Origin of the sequence: Cryobacterium sp. Hz9, from assembly GCF_004402825.1 — a bacterium.
Taxonomy (GTDB): Bacteria; Actinomycetota; Actinomycetes; order Actinomycetales; family Microbacteriaceae; genus Cryobacterium; species Cryobacterium gelidum.
This window is the reverse complement of the sequence record NZ_SOFC01000025.1, coordinates 69,052-80,922: the sequence shown is the minus strand read 5'-3', so window position 1 is coordinate 80,922 and position 11,871 is coordinate 69,052. Positions and strand designations below refer to the sequence as shown.

The 11,871-nt window shown below is 66.3% G+C and carries 9 protein-coding genes; all 9 read left to right on the top strand.

The window, feature by feature from the left end:
• Positions 1-51 precede the first annotated feature (51 nt).
• On the top strand, positions 52-540 hold the full coding sequence (gene coaD, locus E3N85_RS15705) for a pantetheine-phosphate adenylyltransferase (protein WP_134464853.1): 489 nt from the start codon (positions 52-54) through the stop codon (positions 538-540).
• Between the two features lie 119 nt (positions 541-659).
• Positions 660-1,676, top strand: coding sequence for a MoxR family ATPase (locus E3N85_RS15700; RefSeq protein WP_241978561.1), 1,017 nt, complete (start codon positions 660-662; stop codon positions 1,674-1,676).
• Positions 1,677-1,735: 59 nt separating this feature from the next.
• Complete coding sequence (locus E3N85_RS15695) at positions 1,736-3,061, top strand: DUF58 domain-containing protein (RefSeq protein ID WP_166783982.1); 1,326 nt, start codon at positions 1,736-1,738, stop codon at positions 3,059-3,061.
• The gene (locus tag E3N85_RS15690) at positions 3,054-5,453 is read left to right on the top strand and encodes a DUF3488 and transglutaminase-like domain-containing protein (protein WP_134464847.1); all 2,400 of its coding nucleotides are present in this window, start codon (positions 3,054-3,056) and stop codon (positions 5,451-5,453) included. The genes E3N85_RS15695 and E3N85_RS15690 overlap by 8 nt, the downstream gene beginning before the upstream one ends.
• Before the next feature lie 37 nt (positions 5,454-5,490).
• A complete protein-coding gene (locus E3N85_RS15685) occupies positions 5,491-6,063 on the top strand; it encodes a DUF177 domain-containing protein (RefSeq protein WP_370289396.1) in 573 nt (190 codons plus the stop codon).
• A 2-nt stretch (positions 6,064-6,065) separates the two neighbouring features.
• Positions 6,066-6,269 (top strand): 50S ribosomal protein L32, encoded by a 204-nt coding sequence (rpmF, locus tag E3N85_RS15680; protein WP_105036395.1) that lies wholly within the window; start codon positions 6,066-6,068, stop codon positions 6,267-6,269.
• Between the two features lie 61 nt (positions 6,270-6,330).
• A complete protein-coding gene (gene rnc / locus E3N85_RS15675; protein ID WP_134464843.1) occupies positions 6,331-7,023 on the top strand; it encodes a ribonuclease III in 693 nt (230 codons plus the stop codon).
• 10 nt (positions 7,024-7,033) lie between these two features.
• On the top strand, positions 7,034-7,945 hold the full coding sequence (mutM, locus tag E3N85_RS15670) for a bifunctional DNA-formamidopyrimidine glycosylase/DNA-(apurinic or apyrimidinic site) lyase (RefSeq protein ID WP_134464841.1): 912 nt from the start codon (positions 7,034-7,036) through the stop codon (positions 7,943-7,945).
• Between the two features lie 339 nt (positions 7,946-8,284).
• Positions 8,285-11,794 carry a chromosome segregation protein SMC gene (gene smc / locus E3N85_RS15665; RefSeq protein WP_134464839.1) on the top strand — a complete coding sequence of 1,170 codons (3,510 nt, stop codon included), beginning with the start codon at positions 8,285-8,287 and terminating at the stop codon, positions 11,792-11,794.
• The last annotated feature ends 77 nt before the right edge of the window (positions 11,795-11,871 follow it).

Sequence of the window (11,871 nt, the reverse complement as noted above, 5' to 3'; positions counted from 1 at the left end):
AAGCGGATGCACCGGGCAGCACCGCGCAGCCTGTGGCAGTAGGGTGTGTTCATGCGCAGGATCGCCGTTGTCCCTGGATCATTTGACCCCGTCACGCTGGGCCACTTGGACGTGATCGATCGTGCCGCCGGCCTGTTCGACGAGCTCCACGTCCTCGTGGTGCACAACCCCGACAAATCCGCCCTGCTACCGATCAGTCAGCGCGTGTCGCTGCTGGAACAGGCCATCAAAGAAGCCGGGCTCCCGACCAACATCGTCGTCGCCAGCTGGAGCATGGGTTTGCTGGTGGATTACTGCTTGGACGTCGGTGCGAGCGTCCTGGTGAAGGGCATCCGCTCGCAGGTTGATGTGGCCTACGAGACGCCGATGGCGATTGTCAATCGCAATCTGGCCGCGGTAGAAACGGTCTTCCTGCTGCCCGATCCGGCCAACGCCCACGTTTCCAGCTCGCTGGTGCGCCAGGTTGCCGGACTCGGCGGCGATGTCTCGCCCTACGTGCCCAGGGCCGTGGCAGAGTATTTGGAGCGTTCACGCGTATGAACCTCAAACCGATTCGCTCCAACGCGGAACTGGCGTCGGTTCCGTCGGCTGACGCTGCGCCGTTCAAGGGAGTGTCGGCCGTTGACCTCAGCGAGCTGCAAGCCGCTGGGCGCGCGATCATGCGCAATATCGAGACGGTCATCGACGGCAAACATGAAGCCGTACAAATCGCTCTGACCGTGCTGCTGGCCGAGGGGCACCTTCTGATCGAGGACGTACCCGGTGTCGGCAAGACCATGCTCGCCAAGGCCCTCGCCCGGTCCGTTGACTGCACGGTCGGGCGAATTCAATTCACCCCCGACCTGCTGCCCTCCGACGTGACCGGAGTGTCGGTGTTCAACCAGGCCGAGCGCCGATTCGAGTTCAAACCAGGCCCCGTCTTCGCCAACATCGTCATCGGCGACGAGATCAACCGGGCGAGTCCGAAAACCCAGTCCGCGCTGCTGGAATCGATGGAGGAACGCCAGGTCACCGTCGACGGCGTCACTTACCCGCTCGCCCTGCCCTTCACCGTCATCGCCACCCAAAACCCAATCGAGATGGAGGGCACCTATGCTCTCCCGGAAGCGCAACGGGACCGGTTCATGGCGCGTATCTCCATGGGCTATCCCGACACGGAGTCGGAACTCGCGATGCTCGACTCGCGCGACACCAACAGCCCGCTCGCACTGATCTCGGCCGTGGTGTCGGGGGAGGACCTGCGCAACATGATGCACGCGGCACGAGCGGTCTTCGCCTCCAGTGCGGTCAAGGAGTACGCGGTCAATCTGGTGCGGGCCACCCGCGACGACCGCGACCTGCGCCTCGGTGCCAGCCCGCGAGCGACTCTGCAGCTGATTCGTGCTGCGAAGGCGCAGGCCGCGTTGAGCGGTCGGGATTACGTGCTGCCCGACGATATCGACTCGCTCGCCGTGGCCGTCCTGGGTCATCGGATGGTGCCCACCAGCCGGGCGTTGGGGCACCACCACCAAGACAGCGGACCCGTGATCGATGACATCGTGCGTCGAATCCTGGCCGACACTCCCGTGCCGATCGGCAGCGGAGCATCGGCTCGATCCGTAGCGGTGCCGTCCGTAGCGCAGTCGCCGGTGCACGCTGTCCCGCCTCGGCCAGTGAGTTCCACCGGGCAGTCGTAGCCATGAAGCGCCGGGTGAGAGGTTCGGGGCAGGTAGCCAGTACCGACTGGTTCGCGCGTGTGGCTGCCCGATTCGCCACGCGGCTCACCCTGCGCGGGGTGGTCTTCCTGGCAGCCGGAGCCGTCTTGTTCGCCAACGCGATTTTGATCAACAGCCGCGACATTCTGTTCGTGGCCAGCCTCCTGATCATGGCGCCGCTCGTCGCCGCCGGTTACGTCTCGCTCCGCCCGGCGCGGGTCGAGGTCACGCGCGTCTTTCGGCCGCCGATCGTGCCGGTCAGCGGCGAGACCGTCGTTTCTCTGCAGCTGCGCAACCTCTCGGTGACACCGCTCGGCGGCGCTTCGTGGGCCGACACCTCGCCGCCAGGCATTGAGGCGCCGCCAGCGGTCATCCTTCCGTTCGTGAGCCGAAACGGCGCAACCGGCGACAGCGTACGCCTGGAATATTCCATCGTGCCGCGCCACCGCGGCGTCTACGACGTCGGTCCGCTGCGCGTGTCACGTCAAGACCCGTTCGGCTTCGCCCGCAGCGACCGAAACGCCGGAACACCCCACGACCTGATCGTGACGCCACGGGTGACGCCATTGCCCGGCAGCGGCCTCGCCCAGACCAGCAATGACGGTTCGATCCGAGAACTGGTTCGCCAGGCAACCCCCACCTCCGACGAGCTCATTGCCCGCGAATACCGCCCGGGCGACGCCCTGCGCCGCGTGAACTGGCCGGCCACAGCCCGGCACGGCGAAATCATGGTGCGGCAGGAGGAACAGCGCAGCAATCCGGAGGCGCGCATGGTGCTTGACACCACCCTGGCCGGAGCGGCCGGCCTGGGTGCCGGGCATGTCCCACCACATCTCGTGGCCGCATTCGAAGTCGAGATAGATCTGGCGGCATCCGTTGGTGTGCACCTTCTCGACGCCGGTTACCGCCTCGAGGTGATCGAGCTGGGCGCCAGCCAGCTGCTGCCAGGCCACCAACAGACCCTGGGCGGGCTGCACGGCGATGTGCCAGCCAGTTTTCGCGCCCCCGGCGGCGACCGCGCACTGCTCGAGGCCCTCGCAGGCGTGGTTCCGGTACCGTGGCCGAGCCGCAGCGTTCGTCTGGCCGCCTCACGCCGGGCACCGGTGCGCGCTGCCCTGCGTGGCGCGCAACAATCTCTGCCGACGTTCGCGATGCTCGTGAGCGTGTCCGAAGCGGATGTCGACGACCTGGTGCACCTCGCCCGTCACTGCGAGCCCGCCGTCGCGTTCGTGCAGCGCACCGTCAGCGGTATCGCCCGAGAACGTCTGCAGGACGCCGGCTGGCGCTGTCTGGAGCTTGCCACGGCCGACGACCTTGAAGATGCGTGGAACAACGTGAGCGGGGATCGAGGTGCCGGTCATGACTAGCGTGGCCACCAAGCGGGCACCGGCCGCGGATTCGCTGGCGACGCCGACCGCGGCACGCCCCAGCGGTCCGGCGCGCCGTCGGCAGGGCGGGCGTGATGCCGCGCTCTGGCCGCTGGCCCTCAGCCTGTTGTTGTTGCTCCTCATCAGCTGTGCTGCGCTGGGGCCGCTGCTTCGAGGCAGCGCCTGGTGGTGGGTCTGCGCGATGGTCGGCGCCGTCGTGCTGATCGGCGCGGCGCTGTTTCGCCGCCTTGGGCTGCCGCGCGCGGTCATCCCGGTAGCGAACGCCCTAATGCTGGTCGGCACGATGACGTTGTTATTCGCTGGCGGCACCGGCCTGTTCTGGCTCATTCCGACATCGCAAACCATCGGTGTGTTCGGCGGGTTGATCACTGACGGTGGGGCCTCGATCGCCCAGCAGAGCACGCCGGCCGAAGTGACCCTCGGTATCCTCTTTCTGCTGGCCGGCGGCACCGGACTGATCGCTATTTTCATGGACCTGCTCGCTCTGACGCTGCGCTGGCCCGCCCTCGGCGCTGCGTTCGCACTCGTACCACTCCTGGCGCCGGGCTTCGTCATCGACGATGGGGCTGATATCGCCACTCTCGTCGTGGCCGCGATCGCATTTTTGTTGCTGTTGCGGGTTGATGTGTACGTGCGTCGCACGCAGGCGGCCAGGCATCCGCCGACCGGTGCGGGCGCGCCGCGTGCCTACCGGCCGGAGCGGTCGCGTGGTCCCGGTGCGATCGGGGGAGCACTCATGGTGGGAGCCCTGACCATCGTGGGTGCGCTGATTTTGAGCGCGGTCGCCCCGGCGTTTAGCGCCGGAGGCCTGGTCACGGCCCGGCCCGGCGGCTTATTGTTCGGCAGCGGGGTGAGCCCCATGATCAATCTGGGGCAAGACCTGCGGCGGCCCAAGGCCGGACCAGCCTTTCACTACACTTCGACCGGCACCGAGCAACCCTATTTCACCCTGCTCACCCTCGACGAGGTCATTGGACTGACCTGGACGGCACGCATCGACGGGGCCGACACCCGCAATACCGTCGACGACATTGCGAGACCGTTCGGTCTCGACGCCAGTGTGAAGACCGAGGAGGCATCGGCCTCGGTCGTGATCGACGGCGTCAACAGCCATTGGCTGCCCGCACCGGCCCGCGCGACCAGCGTCGACGGGCTGTCCGGCAGCTGGTATTGGGACAGCCGCACCCGGGCGATCGCGAGCACCACCGCGAGCACCCTCAACCAGAAGTACACGGTGTCATCGTTAGAAATCAAGCCCACCGCCGACCAACTGCGTGTCTCCGGCACCGACTACCCGGCGAGCGTTATCGGCAATCTGCAACTCCCAATCGATCCGCCGCCGATCATCGAGGAGACGGCACGGCAGGTGACGGCGGGCGCCACGTCGAGCTACGACGCCGCAATTGCCATGCAGAAGTATCTGCGCAGCAGCGCCTTCACCTACGACACCGACGCACCCGTTGAAGACGGTTACGACGGAGGCGGGGTCGACGTCATCGGAGCGTTCCTGAAGGCCAAACGCGGCTACTGCGTGCATTTCGCCTCAGCTATGGCCGCGATGGCACGCACCCTCGGCATTCCTTCGCGGGTTTCGCTCGGTTATCTGCCCGGCGTCAAATCGCAGGATCTCGCGCAGGGTCTCGGACAGTACAACGTTGATTCGCACGACCTGCACGCCTGGCCGGAGCTGTATTTCGTCGGTATCGGCTGGGTGAAATTCGAACCGACCCCCGGCCGCGGCACCGTACCCAACTACGAGCAGACAGCGGATGCCGGCACGCCGACGACCATACCCGGTGCGCCCGGCGCTCCGAGCGCCCCCGGCCTCAGCGCCGACCGGCTGGCCGACGATTCCGCCCTCGAACGCCAAACGGCAGTGCCGAGCACAGACTCCGCCTATCTGCTGGGCATCGTCGGGGTCAGCGCACTGGGATTGGTGCTGCTGCTTGTGCCCGGCGGCGCAAGACTGATGCTGCGTCGCACGCGGGTGCGCCGCATCCGTTCCAAAGACGCCGGCGGGGTCCTGGCCTGGACTGAACTGCAGCACACCAGCCTCGATCACGGCATACCGGTACCGATTACCGAAACTCCCCGAGCCTTCGCCGGGCGCCTGGAGAGGCTCGGAAGGCTCGATCCGGCGTCGTCGCAGGCACTTGAACGGGTGCTCCTGGCGTTGGAGCGCTCGCGGTTCGACCGGTCGCATGCGTGGGTAGAAACCCTGGCCGACGATCTGACCCTGGTGCTGCGGGCGCTGCACGAGAACGCGAGCGTCGGCATCCGCTTGCGGGCCACGTTCGCGCCCACCTCATTGTTCGCCGCCCTGGGAACGGTGCTGCGCGGAGAGCGTCGCGCGCGCGCGATGTCTCCCTGAACGGAGCACCCACGCGCAGCGCGTACAATTCATGACCGTGACTAAGTTCAAGAAGACGCCGTACACACTCGACGTGCGTGACCTCATCAACCGGCCGGGCACCATGCAGGAACGCCACCTCGACATTGTGGTGCCCGACGACCTCGGCGCTGGCCTCGTGGCCGTGAAAGCCGGGTCGACCCTGTCGACCGAGCTGCGCCTCGAGGCGATGCACGAGGGAATCCTGGTGAGTATCGAGGTGTATGCGCGAGCTCTCGGCGAGTGTGGTCGGTGCCTCAAAGACATCGACCTGCCGGTTCGAGTTCAGTTTGCCGAGCTTTTCGGTTATCCTCAGGAGGAAGCCTTCGAGTTTGAGATTTTGGACGACCATGTCGATTTGGAATCTTTGATCCGGGACGCGGTAGTGTTATCACTTCCGTTCCAGCCAGTATGTCGGCGGGATTGCCCTGGTCTTGACAGTGAGACCGGGCAGCCGCTTGCCGAACTACCGGAACTCGTTTCCGACGATGCGCCCGATCCCCGGTGGTCAGCGCTTGCGGGGTTCACGGCTTCCACAGACAAAGACATGGGTGTCCACACCCATGTTTCAGACAGCAGAGAAGAGAAGTAGTCATGGCAGTTCCGAAGCGCAAGATGTCGCGTTCCAACACCCACTCGCGTCGCGCGCAGTGGAAGGCCACGCCTCCCACCCTCGTGAAGACCATGGAGGGCGGCAAGGTCGTCTACAGCCTGCCGCACCGCGCCAAGGTTGTCACCGACTCCACCGGCACCCCGATGTTCATGGAATACAAGGGCCGTAAAGTCGCCGACATCTAACACACCTCTTCTCGATCGGCCGGAACTGGGCCGATGAAGCTGTATTGATGAAAATGTGTCGATGAAAAGTGTGAACACCGAGCGGTCGCCACTGCTGGCGACCCTCGGTGTGCAGATTGAACCGGTGATTTTGGAGCTTGCTCTGACCCACCGGTCTTTTGCGTACGAAAACGGTGGCATTCCGACCAATGAGCGCCTGGAATTCCTCGGTGACTCGATTCTGGGCCAAGCCGTCACGGTGATGCTGTATCGCACCTACCCCGCCCTCGACGAGGGCCACCTCGCCAAGCGTCGGGCCAGCCTGGTGTCGACGGCCGCGCTCGCCCAGATCGCCCGCGGTCTGGGCCTGGGTGAGCACATTCGCCTCGGTCGTGGTGAAATCCTGACCGGGGGGCGTGACAAGGCGTCCATCCTGGCCGACACCGTGGAAGCGCTCATCGGCGCGACCTATCTCGATGCCGGCGGGGACGTTGCCACGGCGTTCGTGCTGCGCCTGATCCAGCCACTTCTGGCCGAACCAGGCCACTTCGGTGTGTCGATGGACCCGAAAACGAGCCTGCAGGAGCTCGCCGCGAGTGTGGGCGTCGGCATCCCCGTCTACACGATCGAAGCCAGCGGCCCCGATCACTCCAAGGAGTTCGTCGCGACCGTCACCGTCGGCTCGGTAGTGACCGCCCAGGGTGTTGGCCCGAGCAAGAAGTTCGCCGAGATGGCCGCGGCCCGCGACGCCATCGACCGGCTCAACGCGCTCTAACCTCGCAGTCATGCCAGAACTACCCGAAGTCGAGGTCGTGCGCGCCGGTTTGCAACCGGCTGTCACCGATGCCCGGGTCACCGGCGTCGAAATCTTCGACGAACGCTCCCTGCGCCGGCACGTGCCGGCATCCGGGTTGTTCGCTGACCAGCTGCGCGGGCACCGCATTCTCGCCGCCGTGCGTCGCGGTAAGTTTCTGTGGCTTCCCCTCGACAGCGGGCGGGCACTGGTGATCCACCTCGGCATGAGCGGCCAGGTGCTGCTGCGCACACCGGGAGCTGCGTTGGATCGCATGTTGCGTATCCGCTTGACACTCGAGCACCCAAGCCACGGCGAACTGTGGGTCAATTTCGTTGACCAGCGCATCTTCGGCAGCATGGCCGTCGACGCCATGGGCCCGACCAGCGACGGACTACCGGCCGGCTATTCGGGAACGGTCGAAGCGGATGCCACCTGGCAGCACCGTATTCCGTCGCAAGTGGCGCACATTGCCCGCGACCCGATCGACCCGTCGTTTTCTTCGAACCTTTTCTTCGCCGCCCTGGCGCGTAAGAACACCGGGATCAAGCGGGCACTGCTCGACCAGAACCTGATCAGCGGCATCGGTAATATCTACGCGGACGAAGCCCTGTTCGCCGCGCGCATCCACTATGTGCAGCCCGCCGCGTCGCTGTCGCCAGTGAAAGCTGTGGCATTGCTCGCGGCCGTACGCACCATTCTGCACCGCGCTCTCGCCGAGGGGGGCACGAGCTTCGATGCCCAGTACGTGAATGTGAACGGCCAATCCGGCTATTTTGCGCACAGCCTGGAGGCCTACGGCCGGCAGGGCACGCCGTGCTCGCGCTGCGGCACCCTGATCGTGCGCGAGCAATTCATGAACCGCGGCTCGCACTTCTGCCCACGCTGCCAGCGCCTGCGCTGACGGTTCCTACATTCGAGGACCTGGACGGCCTGCCGGATCCGATGGGGACGCCGCCGCCGCGCCTTTCCACCGGCGGCCTCAGCGGGCTGCGGCGTCACGCTGCTGTCGTTGCGCTGCTGTTGTTGCGTTGCACTGAAGGTAGGTGTGGTGCGGCCCGGCGAAAGCTGCCGTCTGCGGCGCCACAATCAGTCCGAAAGCGGTCCAACGCGCGGCGATGATCGCTGCTGTGTGCGCCACACTTCGTAAGAAGCGGATGTGCCGGCTCCTGTCGGTGGGGCGCGGTACCGTTGGCTTAGCCCGGGCTTCGTCCTCGTGGCAGGCCGATCGAAAGGGTGCCCGTTGTATCTGAAGAGCCTCACCCTCAAGGGGTTCAAATCGTTCGCGCAGCCGACGACGTTCGCGTTCGAACCCGGAGTCACCTGCGTCGTCGGTCCAAACGGGTCGGGTAAGTCCAATGTGGTCGATGCCCTGGCCTGGGTGATGGGCGAGCAGGGCGTGAAAACGCTGCGCGGCGGCAAAATGGACGACGTCATCTTCGCTGGCACGTCGACCCGCGGCCCGCTCGGCCGGGCCGAGGTCATTCTCACCATCGATAACTCCGATGGCGCGCTGCCGATCGAGTACTCCGAAGTCACCATCTCGCGCACCCTGTTTCGCAACGGCGCGAGTGAATACGCTATCAACGGGCGGACCTGCCGGCTGCTCGACGTGCAGGAACTACTCAGTGACTCCGGTCTCGGCCGCGAGATGCACGTCATCGTCGGGCAGGGACAGCTCGATGCGGTACTGCGCGCCAGCCCGGAGGAACGCCGTGGCTTCATTGAAGAAGCGGCCGGCATTCTCAAACATCGGCGCCGCAAAGAAAAAACCCTGCGCAAGCTCGATGCCATGCAGATCAACCTCACCCGGCTGAGCGATCTCGCGGGGGAGATTCGCCGCCAGCTCAAGCCACTCGGTCACCAGGCCGACATCGCCAGGGAAGCGCAGACCATCGCCGCCGTCGTGCGGGACGCCCGCGCCCGTTTGCTCGCCGACGACGTGGTCACGCTGAAGCTTGCGCTCGACGTCCACAATCGCACCGAGAGCGAACGGCATACCGAACGGGTCGTGCTGCAGGAGCAGTTCTCGCAGAAACAGGGGCGTTTGCGGCGGCTCGAGCTCGCTCAGGTCGGCGATGCCGTCGATCTGGCCCGCCGCACCGGTTATGGCCTTGAATCGGTGCAGGAACGCCTGCGCGGCTTGTTCACCCTCGCCAACCAGCGGCTGGCCCTGCTGGGTTCGCAGGTCGAGGCGACCGGTCTCGTATCGAGTGTCACGCCCACCCTGCTGAAGGAGGCCGCGGCCGAGGTCGAGCAGTTGCACGCGAGCATCGGGGTGGCCGGCATCGCCTGGAACAGTGCCCGCGCGCAGAGCGCGGCCGTCCGGTCGCGACTCGACGCGGTCGACGCAGACATTTCGGCGCAGGCCGCGCTCGTTTCCAGGCACGACCTCGAAATTTCCCACTTGACCGGCCAGTCCGAGACGGCCGCGTCGCGGCTCGCGGCCGTGCGCGGCGAACAATTGCGGCAGCAGAATGCCCTCGACGCGGCGACCGACCGCAGCGAGAACGCGCGGGAGCAACTCGACCAGCTGCAGACCATAGCGCCGGCTGGTGCACCCGATTCGGTCGACCTGTCCGCAGCTTTCGCACTGGCGCAGGCCGCGGCGCACCGCGTTGAGGCCGCGGTGGAACGCCTGCGCGATGAGTTGCACCAGCACGAGCGGGACCGCGACACCCAAGCGGCCCGGCAGGGCGCGTTTTGCCTCGCGCTCGACCAGAAAGACGGCTCATCCGCCCTGCTCGACGCGCAGCCGGCAGGTATTCGCGGCCTGGTCGCCGACCATGTGCGGGTGCAGCCCGGTTTCGAAGCGGCGATCGCCGCCGCGCTCGGCTCCCTCGCCGACGCCGTGCTCGCTGAGAATCGCTCCGCCGCCCTCGCTGCGATCGTGCAGGCCGAGCGTGACGACTTCGGGCGCGTAGAACTGGTCCTGGCCGACGGCAAAGTCACCGCCGCACCGACCAATGATCTGGGTGCGCGGCCGGGCATCCGCTGGGCGACGTCGGTCGTCGACGGCCCGGCCGGGGTGCACGGACTGCTCGCCCAGACCGTTATCGCCGACGACCTCACCGTGGCCCGTGCCACAGAACTACCCGACGGCCTCACCGTCATCACGCTCGCCGGTGAGGTACTGAGCCCCTGGGTTGTGCGCGGAGGATCCGGCGCGCGGCAGAGCAAGCTCGAACTCGTCGCCGAACGTGACACCGCCACCGAGAAGCTTGCGGCCGTCACCTCGCTGATCGAGCGCGTACGCGCCGATTTCACCGAACAGCGCACACTGCTGCAGGCGTGCAAAGAGCAGTCGGTCAGCGCGCGCGCCGCACTGCGCGCCTTCGAAACCCAACTCGCCGCGCACACCGAACGTCGCGGACGCCTTATGGTACAGGCGGCTGCCGCCGACGCCGACGTCGACCGGGTCTCGGCCGCGCTGCAGCTGGCGAGCAGCGCTGTCGCCGAAGCCGGGGCCATCGCAGCCCGAGCCGGTGCCGCTCTCGTCGCCGCCCGGTCGCAGCCACGACCCATCCTCGACGCGACCGTGCGCGACGCGCTCGACACCGAACTCGAGGCCGCCCGCGAGACCGAGGTCGAGACCAGGCTGCAGGTGGAAACCGCCCGCGAACGCGTGCGCGCGGGCGAACTGCACGTGGTGACCATGACGCAGCAGCTCGAAGCTGACCGAACGGTCGCCGCCGCGGCGGCTCGTCGGGCCGTCATTCGCCGCCGACAGGTAGATTCCGCCTCCCGCGTCGCCGAGGCGCTTCCGGCCGTGCTCGCCTCGGTCGACCGCTCGGTCGCCGAGGCGCGGCTTCGTCTCGCCAGCGCCGAAGCGGAGCGAACGAGCCAAAACACCGAGCTGCAGCAGTTGCGTCGTGATGAGAACACGCTGCGTGAGCGTCTCGCCTCGATCACAGAGAACGTGCACGTCCTCGAGCTTGAGATCTATGAGAAGAAGCTGCACCTTTCGGCCCTGCTCGAACGGGCCGGCAGCGAATTGGGACTGACCGAAGACGTACTTGTCGGCGAATATGGGCCCGATCAGCTGATTACGCCCGATGGCGTCCGTTTCGTTCGGGCCGAACAGCAGAAACGGTTTGTGGTCGCCGAACGCAAGCTCGGCCAGCTCGGCCGGGTCAACCCCCTTGCACTCGAAGAATTCGCGGCGCTCGAGCAGCGTCACCGGTTTCTCACCGAACAGCTCACCGACCTCACCGAGACCCGCAGCGACCTGCTCACCATCATCGCCGACATCGACGAGAAGATGCAGACCATCTTCTCGAACGCGTTCGACGACACCCGGGCAGCTTTCGCCGAGGTGTTCCCGGTGCTGTTTCCCGGCGGAAGTGGCAGCATCTGGCTCACCGACCCCGACGACCTGCTCGCGACCGGCATCGAGGTATCGGTGAAACCGGCCGGCAAGAAGATCGAACGTCTCTCGTTGCTCTCCGGTGGGGAACGCTCGCTCGCCGCCGTCGCGCTGCTGATTGCCATCTTCAAGGCTCGCCCGAGCCCGTTTTATATCATGGACGAGGTGGAAGCGGCCCTCGATGACGCCAATCTCGGCCGACTGTTGACCATCTTTGAAGACCTGCGCGAGACCAGCCAGCTCATCGTCATCACCCACCAGAAGCGCACCATGGAGATAGCGGATGCCCTCTACGGCGTCAGCATGCGGCACGACGGTGTTTCTGCCGTCATCGGCCAGCGCGTTGCGACGCGCGCTGACCAGCGGGAGCCTGCTACCGCGAGCTAACCGTCCGGCGTCTGCGTGCCTGGCCCGCCAGCTTCTGACACGACACGACTCGATCGCGGGCGGCTGCGATACCAGAA